The sequence below is a fragment of the Vibrio sp. S457-15 genome, from assembly GCF_000960545.1.
Taxonomy (GTDB): domain Bacteria; phylum Pseudomonadota; class Gammaproteobacteria; order Enterobacterales; family Vibrionaceae; genus Vibrio; species Vibrio parahaemolyticus.
Map to the genome: position 1 here is coordinate 175,580 of NZ_JYOQ01000028.1, position 18,780 is coordinate 194,359.

Consider the following 18,780-nt stretch of genomic DNA (forward strand, 5'->3'; position numbering starts at 1 on the left):
GTAAACATGCTCTCAGCGCTCCGCAGGAGAGAATAATAAAAAGGACTTTGTATGTCTGGAACTTCGTTTGGGCGACGTTTTGTCGAACGTCCATGGCTAGTATCTCTCATCCTTATTTTGCTACTTGTTGCTTGGTTGGCTGCAGGGCAGCTCAAAGCACAAGGTGACCACACCTCATCCCCATCTCTCCAATCTGAAAACACGCCCTTAGCTAAGGTGATGTTTGATACTTTCACCGCAAAACCTACCAGTAAAACGATAGAACTTTATGGCCGAACCGCACCCAATCGCCAAGCTCGTCTTGGTGCAGAAGTGGCCGGTAAAATTGTCAGTCTCAACATCAATAAAGGGCAACTTGTTAAGCAAGGGCAAGTGATTGCTAACATTGATAAGCGGGATTTGGACAGTCAGCTCAAACGCGCTCAGGCTATGCTGCGAGTGAAAGAAAAGGAGTTTAATGCCGCAAAATCCCTCAAAAGCAGGGGGTTACAAGGCGAGGTGGCCTTTGCGACTGCGGAAGCCGCGTTAGTCGATGCAAGAGCGAACCTCAATAATGTCCAAACCGCTCTCAAGAATACCGAAGTTAAAGCGCCCTTTGATGGCATTGTTGATCATCATTTTGTCGAAGTGGGTGACTTTGTCGGTGTGGGCGACCCAATAGCGACAGTGATTGATTTAGAGACTCTGGTCATTGAGGCCGACGTTAGCGAGCGCCATATCCAGTATCTTAAAGAAGGTCTTCAAGCGGATGTCAGAACTATCAATGGTCAGCATCACTTGGGGACTTTACGTTATATTGGTCGTGTTTCTTCCGTATCGACCAATACGTTTCCGATTGAAATCGAAATAGATAATCGCAATTCGTTCATCCCAGCGGGGATCAGCGCGGAAGTGCAGCTCCCTTTGAATGAAGTGCTAGCGATTAAAATTACCGCTGCAATGTTGGCGTTAGATGAAGAAGGGAATTTAGGTGTCAAAACACTGCAAGATGAACACGTTAAGTTTGTTCCTATTCAGTTAGTCAAAGCAGAAGAAGATGGCGTTTGGTTATCTGGGCTTGGCGAGCGAGCGGACATTATTGTATTAGGACAGGGGTTTGTTCGTGATGGCGATACCGTGATTGCGAATAAAGTCGGTGATGTCGCTACCGATGCGGCCGAAAAATAGGGAGGCAGCATGTTTAGTATAATTGACGCTGCGTTATCCCGATCAAGAACGATGTTGACCTTGTTGGTGATGATCCTCATCGCAGGGGTCATTACTTACGTCACCATCCCAAAAGAATCTAGTCCTGATATCACTATTCCTATCATTTACGTCTCTGTGGGGCATCAAGGTATTTCTCCAACTGATGCTGAGCGCTTACTGGTTCGTCCTATCGAACAAGAACTGCGCTCAATTGAAGGGGTGAAAGAGATGACATCGGTTGCCTCCGAAGGCCACGCCTCAGTCACTTTGGAGTTTAGCGTCGGCGTGGATCTCGATAAAGCGATGGCGGATGTTCGCGACGCGGTCGATCTGGCGAAACCTAAGCTACCAGCAGACAGTGATGAACCGACGGTCAATGAAGTTACTTTTGCTTCAGAGGAGCCAGTTTTAACCGTTGTGCTTTATGGCACGGTGCCAGAGAGAACCATTGTTCAAATCGCACGAACGTTGCGTGACAGATTAGAAAGCTTCCGCCAGATTTTGGAAGTCGATATTGCTGGTGATCGTGAAGACATTGTCGAGATCGTGGTCGATCCGCTTTTAATGGAAAGCTATGGATTGGATCAGGCCGATATCTATAACTTGATCGCACTAAACAACCGAGTGGTTGCGGCTGGTTTTGTCGATACTGGATATGGGCGCTTTTCGGTCAAAGTTCCGTCGGTGTTTGATTCTCTGAAAGATGTTCTCGAATTGCCTATCAAAGTGAATGGTAAAGAAGTGATCACCTTTGGTGATGTGGCCACAGTTCGCCGAGCGTTTCGTGACCCGGAAAGCTTTGCCCGCTTGGATGGTGAGCCTGCCATTGTGCTTGACGTGAAAAAGCGTGCTGGCGAGAACATTATTGAAACCGTCGCGTTAGTTAAAGAGGTGATTGCTCAAGGGCAACTGCGTGCAGAGTGGCCAAGTAATTTGCAGGTGAAATACACTTGGGATCAGTCGGATGATGTCAAGCTGATGCTTAGTGATCTGCAAAACAACATTCTCTCGGCAATCATTTTGGTGGTCATCGTTATTATCGCGATCTTGGGGGTAAGAACGGCATTGTTGGTTGGGATCTCTATTCCAGGCTCTTTCTTAACGGGGTTGTTAGTCCTCTCTGTTTTTGGTCTTACCGTAAACATCGTGGTGCTGTTTGCCTTAATCATGGCGGTCGGCATGCTGGTGGATGGTGCAATCGTCGTCACTGAGTTTGCCGATCGGAGAATGCAAGAAGGCACGCCGCGTAAAGAGGCATACCGAGACGCAGCCAAACGCATGGCATGGCCGATCACCGCCTCTACCGCGACTACGTTGGCGGCATTTGCTCCGCTTCTTTTTTGGCCGGATATTACCGGTGAGTTTATGAAGTACTTACCGTTAACGCTAATCGCGACGTTAGCGGCGTCATTGGTGATGGCTTTGCTATTTGTGCCTGTTATTGGCGGCATTATTGGTAAACCTCAGGTTATCAATCCTAAAGCCCAACAAGAAATGGTGGAGCTACACAACGGAAACTTTGAGAAAGCGACAGGAATTACCAAGCTTTATTACAAAACTTTGTTTGTGGCGATTAAACATCCTTGGAAAGTGCTGCTGAGCGCGGTATTGCTGGCGGGTGGTGTTGGATTTACTTACAGTAAAGCGGGGTTAGGAGCTGAGTTTTTCCCTGAAGTCGATCCGCCATTTTTCACCGTAAAAGTACGCTCTTACGGGGATCTTTCCATTAATGAGAAAGATATCGTAATGCGAGAAATTGAAAAGGTCATGCTGGGTCATGATGAGTTTGAAAGTGTCTACACTCGCACTGGATCGAGCGATAATGGTGACGAAATCGGTCAGATTCAAATAACTCCTGTGGATTGGCAATATCGTCGTAAAGTCAAAACGATCATTGAAGAACTAAAAGCTACCACCGACCAATTTTATGGCGTTGAGTTAGAGTACAAATTCCCGGATGCCGGCCCTCCGGTTGAACATGATTTGGTGATTGAAGTTTCTTCTCGAAGTAGGAGTATAGGCGAGCTAGATGACGCCGCGAAGCTCGTTAGGCTTTGGGCTGATAGCAACCCAGCACTGACTAATTTGAGTGATACCACCAATAAAGAGGGGATTGACTGGCAAATTGACATTCGACGCGACGACGCTTCTCGTTTTGCTGCCGATGCAACTTTGGTGGGAAATACAGTTCAATTTGTCACGAATGGTCTGAAAATAGGGGACTATTTACCTGACGATGCGGATGAAGAAGTCGATATTTTGGTGCGCTACCCACAAGAGAAGCGAGATATTGGTCGATTCGATCAGCTAAGAGTGAAAACCGCTGCAGGTTTAGTGCCTATAACCAACTTTGCTCAAATTAAACCAGACCACAAGCAAGATACTATCCGCCGTGTTGATGGCCATCGAGTTATCAACATTAAAGCGGATATGGTGGAAGGCTACAATTTGGCGCTTGAGTTACCAAAAATTGCGGCTGAAATGGAACAGCTCGGTTTACCGGAAGGCGTTGAATATAAGATTCGGGGTCAAAATGAGGAGCAGGAAAACTCATCAGCATTCTTGCAAAACGCTTTTGTTGTGGCTCTTGGCGTCATGGCGCTCATTCTCATCACGCAGTTCAACAGCTTTTATCAGGCATTTTTGATTTTGAGTGCGGTGCTGTTTTCAACGGTCGGGGTTTTTGCTGGGTTGCTTATTTTCCAAAAACCATTCGGCATCATCATGTCTGGCATTGGTGTGATTGCCTTGGCTGGTATCGTAGTTAATAACAACATTGTACTGATTGATACTTATAACCAAATGCGAAAAAGAGGACTGGACAAAGCAGAGGCTATCCTGCGGACCGGTGTGCAACGTTTGAGACCGGTGCTATTAACCACAATTACGACCATTTTAGGGTTGTTACCGATGGTTCTAGAAATGAACATCGATTTAGTTAATCAAAAAGTCGAATTTGGTGCGCCGAGTACGCAATGGTGGTCTCAGTTAGCGACGGCAGTAGCGGGGGGATTGGCATTTGCTACGGTGTTGACGTTGGTGCTTACGCCTTGTTTGCTTATGTTGGGAAGAGATCATCTTGCTAAGCCCGAACCTGATGAAAGCGAAGAGGCAGCGTAATGCTGCCTCTTTTTACTTTTCCGTTTATCTCATTGCCAGTAACTTACTGTAACGATCCAGCTTGTCCATACTGACTTTTGCATTCGCCATGAAGGTTTGTCTTGCTTTACCTGTTAACGATTTGGATTGCGGCAAATTCACTGTTCTTGGGTTTTTGTGCACGCCATTTACTAGGAACTCATAATGTAAGTGAGGTCCTGTCACACGACCTGTTCCACCAAGCGTACCGATAGTTTGACCTTGTTTAACACGTTGACCCGTTTTGACTGTGCGCTTCGTTAAGTGCAGATACTTGGTAATGTAAGTATTGCTGTGCTTAATGAACACGTAGTTCCCGTTGAACTTGTTGTAAGCCGATTTTTGCACCACACCATCACCAGCGGCCCAAATTGGCGTACCAACAGGTGCTGCGTAGTCAGTGCCTCGGTGAGGACGTACTCGACCCGTAACTGGGTGAAGACGACGTGGGTTAAAGTTTGAAGTCACGCGACGGAAATCCAGTGGAGCGCGCAAGAAGGCTTTTTTCATCGCTCGGCCATTTTCGTCGTAATATTTGCCCGTTTTTTCATCTAAAATAGCCGTAAACGTATCGCCCTGGTTTTTGAATATCGCAGCGATGATTTTTCCGCGACCAATGACTTCACCTTCTACAACTTCTTCTTGATACAGCACTCGGAAAGAGTCGTTTTTGCGAATATCGAGTGCGAAGTCGATATCCCAGCCAAAAATTCCTGCTAGCTCCATGATTTGGTTGCCATTCAAGCCAGACGAAATTCCTGCGTTCCAGAAGTTGGATTTGATGGTTGCCTCGGCGTAGTTGAATTGGTAATCGACCTCTTTTTTATCGACCTCAGAAACGTATTTTCCGTCTTGCAGTTTGATGCGAAAGGTTTCGAATGCGCTTAACGTACGGCGCAGTTGAACCAAGTCGTTTTTCTCATCAAAACCAAATTGCAATTTATCGCCCGGACGAAGACGAGTTAACTGCTGTTCAATTTCTTTATCGGAGGACACTAACTCGTGCAGTAGACGAGCAGATAGTCCCACTCGATTAAATAGAATGGCGGCGCTCTCGCCATTTTTTACTTTGTAAGTTTCCCAGCGCAAAACCGAAGACATCTGAGAGGAGCCATTTAATGTCGTCAATTCAAGTGAGATCGGCACAGGATAGTGTTGACCAACTTTTAATCGGCTTTGTTGCGGGTTGAGGTCTTGCGGATCGGGCAGAAAGAACAGTGCAATGATGATCAGAGCACTAAAAAAACCGATCAATACTTTGTGCAAGAGTGGAAGTCGGACAAAAATCGAATGCATGAGGTACTTGATTGCTAAATTAAACGGAAAAAGTGACAACTACCTAGTCTAACGTGTTTCAAAATGCATCGCTATTCAAGTAATATGTTCAGCTATTATATTTTTGCCAAATCTGTGGGAGTGAACAAGAATGGCGAGCATTGAAGCTGCACTAGCCGAGATTAAGCGCGGTGTTGAAGAGCTGATTCCAGAAGAAGAGCTAATCGCAAAACTAAAAGAAGGTCGTCCTCTACGTATTAAATTGGGCGCCGATCCAACAGCACCTGACATTCACCTAGGCCATACGGTTATTTTCAATAAGCTTCGCTTGTTCCAAGAACTAGGTCATGAAGTGACGTTCCTAATCGGTGACTTCACTGCAATGGTTGGTGACCCAACAGGTAAAAACACAACTCGTCCACCGTTAAGCCGCGAAGACGTATTGCGTAACGCTGAAACGTACAAAGAACAGGTGTTCAAAATTCTAGATCCTGCGAAGACTAAAATTCAGTTTAACTCTGAGTGGCTGTCTGAACTGGGTGCAGAAGGTATGATTCGTCTGGCTGCAAACCAAACCGTTGCTCGTATGCTAGAACGTGACGACTTTAAAAAGCGTTACGCAGGCGGTCAACCAATTGCTATCCATGAGTTCATGTACCCACTTCTGCAAGGTTGGGACTCTGTCGCGATGGAAACGGACGTTGAATTAGGCGGTACAGACCAGAAGTTCAACCTTCTAATGGGTCGTGAACTGCAAAAATCTCACGGTCAAAAACCTCAAGTTGTACTTATGATGCCGCTTCTTGTTGGTCTAGACGGCGAGAAGAAGATGTCTAAGTCTGCGGGTAACTACATTGGTATCAGCGAAGCGCCAAGCGAAATGTTTGGTAAGATCATGTCGATCTCTGATGACTTAATGTGGAGCTACTACGAGCTGCTATCGTTCCGTCCTCTAGAGGAAATCGAACAGTTTAAAGCGGATGTTCAAGCGGGTAAAAACCCACGTGATATCAAAGTGCTACTTGCTAAAGAGATCATTGCGCGTTTCCACAGTGAAGCTGATGCAGATGCGGCAGAGCAAGAGTTTGTGAACCGTTTCGCTAAGAACCAAATCCCTGACGAAATGCCAGAATTTGACTTTGATGCTGGTACTCCAGTAGCGAATCTTCTAAAAGATGCTGGTCTGTGTGCGTCAACGTCTGAAGCGATGCGCATGGTAAAACAAGGTGCAGCAAAGGTTGAAGGCGAGAAAGTTGCCGACGCTAAATTTGCACCAGAAGCTGGTACTTACGTATTCCAAGTTGGTAAACGTAAATTTGCACGTATTACGATTAAGTAATCCATAATTATTACGTATGGAAGCGCCCTATGGGCGCTTTTTTTGTTCTTAAAATTGGCAAAAAAAGAACAAAGCCCACCTGTAAATATGGATTAACTTTGCTACTATACTTGCGCTGCCAATCAGGGCAGCGATATCGGAGATTTACATGAACAATACCGACCATCCTCCCAGTCGTTGGGTGAGTAAGATTAAGGGAGCGAAATAACCCGCTTCGGTATTGGCGATCTCCGTCTTACCCGAGTGGTGAGGCATCTTTTCTAATTTTCTTCTCGTTATTTCCTTCATACATTCTGAATAGACAGTGCTTTTGCATTGGTGAATTCGCGTGTTTGTGTCATCTATCGGCATAAAGGCGTGATGAGCTTGTGCTTGTGTTGTCGATGGTCGTTACCAATGCCAATCGGGAGATTCGCCATGACGGTAATGAACAACACTTTTATTGAAACAACACCAAACTTTTCTGAAGTAGAAATTGGTGCAGCTCGCAATGCCTTTTTGAAATACGATCAAGAGCAGCAACTTCATTTGCTCACTATCATGCCAATAGATGAAGCGGTGGGGATTTTGAAGCACTGTTCTGTAGGGTATGTGAACAGTTTGATGTCTCAACTTGAGCATGCGGGTCATGATAAGCGTGCGCGTCACTATGCGCACCAATTGGGTTTGCATGTGTCGGAAGTTGATACTCCTGACGGTTACTTATCAACAGGCGTAGTTGAGCATGTAAAGCAGCGAATAGGCTGGATTATTGCACTCGCTTTATTGGGGATCGTTTCTGGGCTGATTATTGCTCAGTATGAAGATACATTGAGCCAACTGGTTTTACTTGCAGTGTACATGCCGGTGATTGCGGCGGCTGGTGGTAATACGGGAACTCAAGCGGCCACATTGGTCATTCGTGCATTGGCCACTGGTGAACTTAAAAAGCGTCAGTGGTTAGCAGTACTTTGGAAAGAAAGTCGCGTAGCGCTGTGTCTCGCACTAGCGATCGCAATAGTTATGGTTGGACGCATTATGCTTTTTAGTGCCGGCCAATCTACGGGGGGCTTTGAGCTGACAGACATCGCACTTGCAATCGCCGTTGCTTTGTTTATTCAAGTCTCAATTTCCACGACGCTTGGCGGTTTGTTGCCAATAATTGCCCGTGCTTGCAAGCTAGACCCAGCCGTATTGGTGAGCCCTGTGCTTGCATCAATCGTTGATATTTCAGGTATGTGGATTTACTTTACTGTGGTGAATTACTTCTTAGGCATCGCCTGACTATAATTCACGATGTCACGGTAAAATAACTGCTCAAAATGCGTAATAGGGGCGATGACAGGTTTGTTATCGTCCCTTTTTTCTGGGAAGTAGTCTGAGACAAACTGGACGAAAATAGTATTCGGCTGGCCATTTTTATCTAAACCATAACCCGCCATGTTGTAGGTTCCGTACAATGAACCACTCTTCGCAATCAGTTGACCTTTAATTGGGGCATTCCGCATGCTTTGGCGGTATTGCAGCGTACCCGATTCGCCTGATTTAGGCATGATGGCAATCAGCTTCAGTGTTTTTTCGTTTTTCCAAATATAACGTAGGATTTCTGCCATTTTGGTCGCAGAAATGCGGTTGTTTCTTGAAAGGCCCGATCCATCTTCCAAGCGTGCGTTACGGATATCGATGCCAGTATTGGCGAAAATGATCTGTTTGATCGCTTCTGTACCATTGGTAAAACTTCCGGGTTGAACAAAAAACTTCGCACCCAATGTTTTCGTTAATGTGTCTGCGATCAAATTGTCAGAATGCTTGAGCATGTCATCAAGTAAATCGGATAGCGGCTTTGATTGATGTAATGCCATCAATTTACGTTGTTTCTGTGGCGCTGAACCAATCTTAATTTTGCCTTTGAGCTCAATACCTAATTGCTTGAGTAACGTACTGATATTTTGACTGGTATAACGTTCAGGATCTTGAACCGCAAATTTGAGAGGCAGCGGCTTTTCTCGTTCGACTAAGCATCCTTTTAATTCGTAGCGATTGTCTGGGTTAGCAAGCAGGTCTAAATCGCAATGGCGGCTCTTTTGAATCGTCTTAGAAACGGTCTCGACCGAACTTTTAACACGAATAGGTTGATGCTCTGGCACATAGACTCGAGTCCTGCCATCTTTTTGCGTATAGATAGAAGCTTGGACACAGTTGTTGTTGAGTGTAATGCTAGAAGCCGGAGCACTGTAGCAAACCCCCAGAATGTCCCACGGCCAACCCACCGCTCGGTCATACCCTGTAAAGGCACTGTTGTCTAACCACAAGTCACCGTTAATGCGCGTTAAACCATTTTTTTTCGCCAATGACAGCAACGCTTTCAAATCTTGGGTTTGTAGGGTGGGATCTCCGACAAAGTAGATAACGGCATCGGAACTCGAGGTTTCAAGCTTTGTTCGAAATGCAAAGCTGTCCCCTAACTCTAATTTAGCAGCTAAGGCTGTGACAATTTTTAAGGTGCTTGCTGGTGGAAATAGTTGGTCCGTTGGACGGATACCATCGAGCGTGGAACTTTCGTTTAGTTTTTCTGCAACTAAGCTGATACGGGCGCCCTCTGGCAATACCTCTTGATGAGGATACGCATAGGACAATAGCGGAAAAATAAGAGAAGAAATGAGTAGAGGCCAACATAAACGCATAGTGTGATTTTCTAGGGTTAGTTATGTAATTGAGTATACGCAAGTCCACTCAATATGCTAGGCGCATCCAAGAATGCTCGGTTCATCATTAATATTGAGACAAAGTGGTTAAAAGAACGCGCTATTAAGATGAGAAATGAAAGATAAAAAAATGCCCGCGATAAGCGGGCACTAAGTATTCAAGTCTAAAGACTGGAATTAGAAGTCGTAACGTAGACCTAGAGCTAGCTCGTCTTCTGCATCAGCTTTAGATGCTGTAGTGTTGCCACCAACTTTACCTAGTTTATCGCCAGAGTCGATTAGGTTGAAGTTGTATGAAACGTAACCACGGAAGTTAGGCTTGAAGTAGTAAGATGCATCAACAGCGAAGTTGTTAGCAGAAGTTTCGTTGTTAGTTTCTGCGTTGTTGTACGTTGTTGTGAATACTGTTTGACCTAGAGTGTAAGCACCAGCTAGTTCGTAACCAGTGTAGTCACCTTCAGTTTTCGCTTTTTCACCATCAGTGAAGATACCAGCGAAGTATAGGTCACCCATAGTGTAAGATGCAGCTAGCATGTATTCGTTAGCTTCGTCTTGGTCTGCGTAACCAGCACCTAGCTCAAGACCTGTGTCTGCTACTGCGTAGATTGCAGATAGAGAGTAGCCGTCTTGTTTGTTGTCTGTGTATTCACCGTTTACTTCTTCACGGTCAGCAAAGCGGTAGCTAGCTTTAACGTTTAGGTTTTCGAATTGACCTTTGTAAGACATCATGTTGTCTGAACGATCAGCCACTGCTAGTTTGTCAGCTGCTGAGTTACCGTGGTAAGCCATGATATCTGTGAAATCAGTGATAACGCCTAATGCACCTTCGTTTTTACCGTAAGTGAACTCACCCCATGCACCGCCAAGACCAGCGTATGCGTAACGAGTGTCTAGGTTGCTGTTTCCATCTACACCGCCGTTTTCAGCTGTAGTAAACTCACCTTCCCAGAAACCAACACCGTAAAGGTTGTCGTTGATAGCTTGAGTACCAAGGAAGTTTAGACGGATACGAGAGTTGTCTTGAGCGTCGCCATCTTTCATAGATAGACGTGCTTCAGCGCGGCCGCCCATTTCTAGAGAAGTGCCGTCTTGGTTGTAAAGTTCAGCTGCGTTAACGCCAGTTGCCATAGCTGCTGCAGATACAGAAAGAGCAATTAGAGTCTTTTTCATCTTATTTGTCCTAGTTAGCTGTCCATAATCATTGTTGTATGGGGGAGAGATGACCTCTCACAAGTTATTGGTCTATATTTGGCTTCATCTGCGAGAGTTTTCCGCAACTGTAAGCCTTTGATGTAACAACTTGCTGGACATGTTTTACTGCTAAAGTTTCATGATGAGTTAGTAAAATGATATAAATCATACTGATGAACACTGTTCGATTGTGTTTGTTTGCTTGTTAAGTTGTTGTTTTTTATATGGTAATTCTTCAATGACATTGGTCTGACATTGATTAGTTTTTATGTTTTTTGATGTTTTTAGTGTAATGAACAGTGTTGTTTTTCAATAAATTGCGATAATGATTGGATCTAAAATTGATTCGGTTCGTTATGCTGCAAAGGCATAGCAATGTTGAATTTCGAATTAAGATGATTTCGCTCAGGAGTTTGTTTACACTAGTTGAAAATACATCTTTAACCGCACTACCTAGTCCTACGACTGGGTGGGCTTTTTATTGTCCAAAGACCCATTTGGGCTTGAGGTTACATAATGGAAAAAGTTCCAATGACACTACGTGGCGAACAAATGCTACGTACAGAACTAGAACGTCTACTTAAGCTACGTCCTCAAATTTCAGAAGCGATTGCTGAAGCACGAGAACTAGGTGATTTGAAGGAAAATGCTGAATATCATGCCGCTCGAGAAGAGCAGGGTATTTGTGAAGCGCAAATCCGTGACATTGAATATAAGCTATCTGTTGCGCAAGTAATTGATGTAACTAAAATGGAAAATACTGGCAAGGTTATCTTTGGTTCAACGGTAACTTTGATTGATGTCGATACCGATGAAGAAAAGACATACCAGATCGTTGGTGACGATGAAGCTGATATTAAAGCTGGCCGTATTTCAGTGAGCTCTCCAATTGCTCGTGGCTTGATCGGCAAGATGGAAGGCGACGAGGTTGCTATCCAGACTCCTGGTGGAGCGAAAGATTTCGAAATTGACCGAGTTGAATACATCTAAGTGGCATCTTGAATGCCCACTATTTGTTAAATGCAAAAAAGGTCGCCATTGGCGACCTTTTTCTTCAACAACGTAAGTGAATTACTTACGAGGAATTTCGATTTTACGCTCTTCAGACTGGCGGTATAGCACAAGCACTTTACCAATTGTCTGAACTTTTTCAGCGCCTGTCTCACGTACGATAGCGTCAATGATTAGCTGTTTTGTTTCACGATCTTCTGAAGCAACTTTTACTTTGATCAGTTCGTGATGGTTTAGAGCGATTTCAATTTCTGCTAGCACGGCTTCTGTAAGTCCATTTGCGCCCATTAGCACAACAGGTTTTAAACTGTGAGCCAGGCCTTTTAGGTGCTGCTTTTGTTTGGTGCTTAGGTTCATTACGCGGCCAATTTTCTTTAAAATAAGGGTTGAAAAAAGCTATTTTAACGCCATCTATTGCTGAAGACTATAATTTATTGAGTAATAGGTTGTGCCTATTAAAACAATAGCTCCTATTTGCGCCTTGTTGGGATTAAAATGAGTAAACAAAAACATTCGGCTAGTTCTGGTCGTTGGTTGAAAGAACACTTTGATGATAAATACGCGAATGAAGCCCGTAAAAAAGGATATCGTTCACGTGCGTACTTCAAGATTGATGAAATCCAAACAAAAGATAAGTTGTTAAAACCTGGCATGACAGTGGTCGATTTAGGTGCTGCTCCGGGTGGATGGTCTCAATATGCTGCTAAAATAGTAGGAGATAGTGGTCAGATTATTGCTTGTGATTTACTTCCTATGGATCCAATAGCTGGTGTAAGTTTCTTGCAAGGTGACTTCCGAGACGATGCCGTGTTAGAGGCGTTGCTTGATAGAATTCAACCATCAATGGTTGATGTTGTAATGTCTGATATGGCGCCGAACATTGCAGGTAACAACTCTGTCGATCAACCACGCGCAATGTATTTAGTTGAATTGGCTTTAGATATGTGTCGACAAGTTCTAGCGCCTAATGGTAGCTTTGTCGTAAAGGTTTTCCAGGGTGAAGGCTTCGATCAATACGTGAAAGAAGTCCGAGACATGTTTAAAGTCGTAAAAATCAGAAAACCAGACTCATCGCGAGCTCGCTCCCGAGAAGTCTTTGTTGTAGCCACTGGTTACAAAGGTTAACTATTTTGCTCTTTCGGGAGCGTGTTAACACTATAGCTACAGTGAGTGAACTGTAGTACCCTACCTTTAATTACAATTAGTTATCGAGAGGCTTACACCTTGAGTGACATGGCAAAAAATTTAATTCTGTGGCTTGTTATCGCTGTCGTATTGATGTCGGTATTCCAGAGCTTTGGCCCTGGAGAGAGCAATGGCAGAACCGTGGATTACACCACGTTTGTACAGGAAGTTGGCCAAGGCCAGATTCAAGAAGCAACTTTTAAAGACGGTGAAATTAGCTTTGTTCGTCGTGGCGGCGGTGCCAAAATGGTCACTTACATGCCAGTGTATGATCAGAAGCTTCTAGATGACCTAATTAACCAAAACGTGAAAGTGCAAGGTACGCCTCCTGAAGAGCAAAGCTTGCTTGGCACAATTTTCATTTCTTGGTTCCCAATGATCTTACTGATTGGTGTGTGGATTTTCTTCATGCGTCAAATGCAAGGCGGCGGCGGTAAAGGCGCTATGTCTTTCGGTAAGAGTAAAGCTCGTATGATGAGCGAAGAACAAATCAAAACCACTTTCGCTGATGTTGCAGGCTGTGACGAAGCAAAAGAAGACGTAAAAGAACTTGTTGATTACCTACGTGATCCAAGCCGTTTCCAAAAACTGGGTGGTAAGATTCCAACTGGTGTTTTAATGGTTGGTCCTCCAGGTACGGGTAAAACGTTACTTGCAAAAGCTATCGCAGGTGAGGCAAAAGTACCGTTCTTTACTATTTCAGGTTCCGATTTCGTAGAAATGTTCGTTGGTGTTGGCGCATCTCGTGTACGTGATATGTTCGAGCAAGCGAAGAAAGCCGCGCCTTGTATTATCTTTATCGATGAAATCGATGCAGTAGGTCGTCAGCGTGGTGCTGGTGTAGGTGGTGGTCACGATGAACGTGAGCAAACACTGAACCAAATGCTAGTAGAAATGGATGGTTTTGAGGGCAACGAAGGTATTATCGTTATTGCTGCGACCAACCGCCCAGACGTATTAGACCCTGCATTGCTACGTCCGGGTCGTTTTGACCGTCAAGTAGTTGTAGGCCTTCCTGATGTACGCGGTCGTGAACAGATTCTAAAAGTACACATGCGCAAAGTGCCATTAGCTGGTGACGTAGAGCCTTCTCTAATCGCTCGTGGTACGCCAGGTTTCTCTGGTGCTGACCTAGCAAACTTAGTTAACGAAGCTGCGCTATTTGCTGCACGTGGCAACAAACGCAATGTCTCTATGGTTGAGTTTGAGCTAGCGAAAGACAAAATCATGATGGGTGCAGAGCGCCGTTCTATGGTGATGTCAGAAGAGACCAAAGAGTCAACAGCGTACCATGAAGCTGGTCACGCGATTGTTGGCCGTTTAGTACCTGAGCATGATCCTGTGTACAAAGTGTCTATCATTCCACGTGGTCGTGCACTTGGTGTAACGATGTACTTGCCAGAACAAGACCGTGTAAGTATGTCTCGTCAGCACTTAGAATCTATGATTTCAAGCCTATATGGCGGTCGTCTTGCTGAAGAGCTAATTTACGGTCCTGAAAAAGTATCGACAGGTGCTTCCAACGACATTGAACGTGCGACAGATATTGCTCGTAAGATGGTGACACAATGGGGCTTCTCTGAAAAACTTGGTCCTCTACTTTATGCAGAAGATGAAGGTGAAGTATTCCTTGGTCGTAGCGTAACGCAGACTAAACACATGTCTGATGATACCGCAAAGTTGATCGATGATGAGGTTCGCCAAATCATCGACCGCAATTACGACCGTGCTAAAAAGATTTTGGAAGACAACATGGACATCATGCATGCGATGAAAGATGCGCTAATGAAGTATGAAACCATTGATGCTCGCCAAATTGATGATCTCATGGAACGTAAAGCGGAAATTCGTGAGCCAGCAGGCTGGGGTGATAACCCGATGAATAAGCCAAAGGATGACGATAAGCCTCAAGTAACGCCTGAAGTGAAAGAGGAAGAGAAAGCAACGGATTCTGCGAATGCCGCAGAGCAAGTTACTTCTCAAGATTCTGCTTCAAGTGAAGTTCCAGAAAAGAAAGACTCTGAATAAAGAGTGTTGATAATAATAAACCCCGAGTTAGCTCGGGGTTTTTGTATTTATTATGATTATTACAGCAAATAACAAATCTCTCGACCTTTCTCGTCCACATGTAATGGCGATTCTTAATGTTACCCCTGATTCATTTTCTGATGGTGGTAAATTCAATTCTTTAGAACTTGCTCTTGCTCAAGTCGAAAAAATGATTACAGCAGGAGTTAGCATCATTGATGTCGGTGGTGAGTCTACACGCCCTGGGGCGCCAGATGTCTCTCTAGAAGAAGAGCTGCAACGCGTTGTTCCTGTTGTAAAGGCCATCCGCGAAAAATACGATGTATGGATCTCTGTCGATACCAGTAAAGCAGAAGTAATGCGTCAGGCTATCGCTGTTGGTGCGGATCTAATTAACGATATCCGTGCGTTACAAGAACCTGGTGCACTTCAAGTTGCGGCTGCATCAAAACTACCTGTTTGCTTAATGCATATGAAGGGGCAACCTAGAACTATGCAGGAAAGCCCTCAGTACGAGAACTTGATGGATGACGTCGCTCAGTTTCTAGAAGAGCGCATAGCTGCTTGTGAAGCTGTAGGTATCAATAAGTCTCAACTTATCCTCGATCCTGGTTTTGGCTTTGGCAAAACCATTGAACACAATTATCATATGCTCGCTCATCTCGAGAAGTTTCGTGAGTTCGGTCTGCCTATCTTGGCGGGCATGTCTCGTAAATCAATGATTTTCAAGCTGCTTGATAAGCCCGCAGCAGATTGCACTAACGCCAGTGTCGTTTGTGCCACGATTGCTGCCATGAAAGGCGCGCAGATCATTCGTGTTCATGATTTTGAAGAAACTATTGAAGCAATGAAAATTGTCGAAATGACGCAAAACAATATTTAAAAATAATAAAGGTAAGTTTATGTCGAATAAAAGACGTTACTTTGGTACGGACGGTGTACGCGGTAAAGTTGGACAGTACCCAATCACTCCAGACTTCGTACTTAAGCTTGGCTGGGCTGCTGGTCGTGTGCTAGCAAAACAAGGCACAAAGAAAGTTATTATTGGTAAAGATACTCGTATCTCTGGCTACATGCTTGAATCTGCACTAGAAGCAGGTCTTGCTGCCGCAGGTCTGAAAGCAACCTTTACAGGTCCAATGCCGACACCTGCAGTTGCTTACTTAACGCAAACTTTCCGCGCAGAAGCGGGCATTGTGATTTCTGCATCGCATAACCCATATTACGATAACGGTATTAAATTCTTCTCATCTGAGGGCACAAAATTGCCTGATGATATCGAGCTTGCTATCGAAGCTGAATTGGACAAAGACATTGAATGTGTTGAGTCTTCTGAATTGGGCAAAGCGACTCGTTTAAATGATGCTGCAGGTCGTTACATCGAGTTCTGTAAAAGCACATTCCCATCGACACTAAGTCTCTCTAACTTAAAGATCGTCGTTGATTGCGCTCATGGTGCTACCTACCATATTGCTCCAAATGTCTTCAAAGAACTTGGTGCAGATGTAATCGCGATGGGTGTTGAGCCAAATGGTATCAACATCAATGAAGAAGTGGGTGCTACAGACGTTCGCGCGCTACAAAGACGCGTTGTAGAAGAGCAAGCTCATCTTGGTCTTGCATTCGATGGTGACGGTGACCGTATCATCATGGTTGATCATTTAGGTAATAAAGTCGATGGTGACCAAATTGCTTACATTATCGCACGTGATGCTTTGCGTCGTGGTGAACTAAAAGGTGGCGTGGTTGGTACGTTGATGACTAACCTAGGTATGGAAAATGGCCTGAAGCAATTAGGTATTCCATTTGTTCGTGCAGCTGTCGGTGACCGCTATGTAATGGAGCAATTGCTGGCTAAAGGCTGGAAGATCGGTGCCGAAAACTCTGGTCACGTTATCTTGCTAGATAAAGTAACAACGGGAGATGCGATTGTTGCTGCTCTACAAGTGCTTGCTTCTGTTGTTGGCAGTGACATGTCATTGCACGACTTGTCGCAAGGCATGACGCTTTACCCACAAGTTTTAGAAAATGTACGTTTCGCTGGTGAAAACAACCCTCTAGAAGCGCAAGCAGTACTGGCTGCTGTAGAAGAAGTTGAAGCTGAGCTAGGCGATAAAGGTCGCGTTTTACTACGTAAATCAGGTACAGAGCCTTTGATTCGCGTAATGGTAGAAGGTGAAGATGCCGAGCTTGTTCAAAGCTCAGCGCTTAAGATTGCGGATGCAGTAAAAGCAAGTTGTTAATCATTGCTTTAACGTATTTAAAGAAAGAAAAGGGCAAGTTTTGCCCTTTTTTTGAGCGCTTAACCCGCCGACATTGATTTTTTACTAATTTTCCCTTGTCAGCGTTACTGGCTTTCGCTAGTATTGCTCCGCCTCCCGTTAGGAGGTCGCTAGCCTTGTTCATTAACGATGTTTCGATATTGAACGGCGCTGGCTCAACAATTTGGAACATAGGTGGAAAAAATGTTTTCAGTTCTACTTGTGATTTACCTGTTGGCAGCGCTTGGTGTGATTGGCCTTGTGTTGATTCAACAAGGTAAAGGCGCAGATATGGGAGCCTCGTTCGGTGCTGGTGCTTCAAACACAGTGTTTGGTGCTAGTGGCTCAGGTAATTTCTTAACCCGAACAACTGCTATTTTAGCAACCGTATTTTTTGTCGTTAGCTTGCTACTTGGTCGTATGTCTACACACAAGACCGAGTCTCAATGGGTAGACCCAACGTTAGGTCAACCAGTAGTTGAACAAGTTAAAGACGCAGCGAGTGAAGTTCCAGCACCTACTGGTGATGAAATTCCTCAATAAGCTGTAAGGTTTTGTGCCGAGATGGTGAAATTGGTAGACACGCTAGCATGAGGTGCTAGTGCCTTAGGTGTGAGGGTTCGAGTCCCTCTCTCGGCACCATGTATTTACAAACTTGTAAATCACTTGTTTGCGAGTATAATGCTCAGCAAGTCGGACGCGGGGTGGAGCAGCTTGGTAGCTCGTCGGGCTCATAACCCGAAGGTCGTCGGTTCAAATCCGGCCCCCGCAACCAATCTCTTTCTTTCAATAAAGAAGTGGCAGATTGGCAAGTTTGCGTAGTGCTAACCACACTACGAGTTAAGAAAAGTAATTTTGACTATTCTTAACGTATCAGGGTCCAGCAGCATAAAACCCCGACTATCGGGGTTTTTTGTTATCTGAGTTTTTTAAATTACTCAGGTCACTGCTTGGTTTTTTGATTGGGCTCTGAGCCCTTTTTTTGTTTCTGGAGTGGTTTAAATGACTGGTTTAGAAAGACAACTTACTGAAATGCTTGAAGCGCCAGTAGAGGCATCAGGCTATGAGTTAGTTGGATTAGAATTCATTCGTGCTGGCGCGCACTCAACGTTACGCATCTACATCGACCATGAAAATGGTATTAACGTGGACGACTGTGCAGAAGTTAGCCACCAAGTAAGTGCAGTGTTAGACGTTGAAGATCCAATTTCTGTTGCTTACAGCCTAGAAGTGTCTTCTCCAGGTTTAGAAAGACCACTATTCAAAGCAGCACATTACGAGCAATTTATTGGTCACGAGGTCAGCATCGTTTTGAAAATGGCTGTAGTAAACCGTCGTAAGTGGAAAGGCATTATCCACGGCGTGGATGGCGAAACAGTGACAGTTACTGTTGAAGGTCAGCAAGAAGAGTTTGCTTTAAGTAACATTTCAAAAGCTAACCTGATCCCTAAATTTTAGGTCCCTAAAAAAGTTTAAGCTT

15 protein-coding genes and 2 tRNA genes are annotated in these 18,780 nt (G+C 44.6%); 13 read left to right on the plus strand and 4 right to left on the minus strand.

Translation table 11 applies throughout. From position 1 onward, the window contains the following. Window positions 1-51 precede the first annotated feature (51 nt). Both vmeJ and vmeK read left to right on the plus strand, forming a co-directional pair. Window positions 52-1,167 carry a multidrug efflux RND transporter periplasmic adaptor subunit VmeJ gene (gene vmeJ, locus UF05_RS03650; protein WP_045545329.1) on the plus strand — a complete coding sequence of 372 codons (1,116 nt, stop codon included), beginning with the start codon at window positions 52-54 and terminating at the stop codon, window positions 1,165-1,167. Between the two features lie 9 nt (window positions 1,168-1,176). Then, entirely contained in the window at window positions 1,177-4,308 is a 3,132-nt protein-coding gene (gene vmeK, locus UF05_RS03655; RefSeq protein WP_045545328.1) for a multidrug efflux RND transporter permease subunit VmeK, read from the plus strand. 24 nt (window positions 4,309-4,332) lie between these two features. Here the strand turns inward: vmeK and UF05_RS03660 are convergent, their stop codons facing one another. Further along, the gene (locus UF05_RS03660; RefSeq protein ID WP_005490383.1) at window positions 4,333-5,622 is read right to left on the minus strand and encodes a peptidoglycan DD-metalloendopeptidase family protein; all 1,290 of its coding nucleotides are present in this window, start codon (window positions 5,620-5,622) and stop codon (window positions 4,333-4,335) included. Window positions 5,623-5,752: 130 nt separating this feature from the next. Between UF05_RS03660 and tyrS the strand changes: the two genes are divergently transcribed. Next, window positions 5,753-6,940, plus strand: coding sequence for a tyrosine--tRNA ligase (gene tyrS / locus UF05_RS03665; protein ID WP_005479092.1), 1,188 nt, complete (start codon window positions 5,753-5,755; stop codon window positions 6,938-6,940). A gap of 417 nt (window positions 6,941-7,357) precedes the next feature. Next, complete coding sequence (locus UF05_RS03670) at window positions 7,358-8,203, plus strand: magnesium transporter (protein ID WP_005479095.1); 846 nt, start codon at window positions 7,358-7,360, stop codon at window positions 8,201-8,203. Here UF05_RS03670 and dacB read toward each other — a convergent pair. After that, window positions 8,182-9,603 (minus strand): serine-type D-Ala-D-Ala carboxypeptidase, encoded by a 1,422-nt coding sequence (gene dacB / locus UF05_RS03675; RefSeq protein WP_045545327.1) that lies wholly within the window; start codon window positions 9,601-9,603, stop codon window positions 8,182-8,184. The genes UF05_RS03670 and dacB overlap by 22 nt on opposite strands. Before the next feature lie 198 nt (window positions 9,604-9,801). Beyond that, window positions 9,802-10,794 carry a porin gene (locus UF05_RS03680; RefSeq protein WP_017447707.1) on the minus strand — a complete coding sequence of 331 codons (993 nt, stop codon included), beginning with the start codon at window positions 10,792-10,794 and terminating at the stop codon, window positions 9,802-9,804. Between the two features lie 537 nt (window positions 10,795-11,331). On the opposite strand from UF05_RS03680, the gene greA reads away from it, so the two are divergent. Next, on the plus strand, window positions 11,332-11,805 hold the full coding sequence (greA, locus tag UF05_RS03685) for a transcription elongation factor GreA (RefSeq protein WP_005485311.1): 474 nt from the start codon (window positions 11,332-11,334) through the stop codon (window positions 11,803-11,805). 81 nt (window positions 11,806-11,886) lie between these two features. On the opposite strand, the gene yhbY is transcribed toward greA, so the two are convergent. After that, entirely contained in the window at window positions 11,887-12,183 is a 297-nt protein-coding gene (yhbY, locus tag UF05_RS03690; protein WP_005380066.1) for a ribosome assembly RNA-binding protein YhbY, read from the minus strand. 138 nt (window positions 12,184-12,321) lie between these two features. Here yhbY and rlmE point away from each other — a divergent pair, with 138 nt between their 5' ends. The 8 genes from rlmE to rimP all read left to right on the plus strand — a co-directional run bounded on the left by rlmE (window position 12,322) and on the right by rimP (window position 18,758). Further along, a complete protein-coding gene (gene rlmE / locus UF05_RS03695) occupies window positions 12,322-12,951 on the plus strand; it encodes a 23S rRNA (uridine(2552)-2'-O)-methyltransferase RlmE (RefSeq protein ID WP_005494062.1) in 630 nt (209 codons plus the stop codon). A gap of 108 nt (window positions 12,952-13,059) precedes the next feature. After that, a complete protein-coding gene (gene ftsH / locus UF05_RS03700; RefSeq protein ID WP_020841236.1) occupies window positions 13,060-15,039 on the plus strand; it encodes an ATP-dependent zinc metalloprotease FtsH in 1,980 nt (659 codons plus the stop codon). A 52-nt stretch (window positions 15,040-15,091) separates the two neighbouring features. Further along, complete coding sequence (gene folP, locus UF05_RS03705) at window positions 15,092-15,922, plus strand: dihydropteroate synthase (protein ID WP_025795190.1); 831 nt, start codon at window positions 15,092-15,094, stop codon at window positions 15,920-15,922. 19 nt (window positions 15,923-15,941) lie between these two features. Then, complete coding sequence (glmM, locus tag UF05_RS03710; protein ID WP_020841235.1) at window positions 15,942-17,282, plus strand: phosphoglucosamine mutase; 1,341 nt, start codon at window positions 15,942-15,944, stop codon at window positions 17,280-17,282. A 222-nt stretch (window positions 17,283-17,504) separates the two neighbouring features. Next, window positions 17,505-17,843 (plus strand): preprotein translocase subunit SecG, encoded by a 339-nt coding sequence (secG, locus tag UF05_RS03720; protein ID WP_005481580.1) that lies wholly within the window; start codon window positions 17,505-17,507, stop codon window positions 17,841-17,843. 15 nt (window positions 17,844-17,858) lie between these two features. After that, a tRNA-Leu gene (locus UF05_RS03725) sits at window positions 17,859-17,942 on the plus strand. A 56-nt stretch (window positions 17,943-17,998) separates the two neighbouring features. Then, window positions 17,999-18,075, plus strand: a tRNA-Met gene (locus tag UF05_RS03730). A 227-nt stretch (window positions 18,076-18,302) separates the two neighbouring features. Beyond that, a complete protein-coding gene (gene rimP / locus UF05_RS03735) occupies window positions 18,303-18,758 on the plus strand; it encodes a ribosome maturation factor RimP (protein ID WP_045545326.1) in 456 nt (151 codons plus the stop codon). Window positions 18,759-18,780 lie beyond the last annotated feature (22 nt).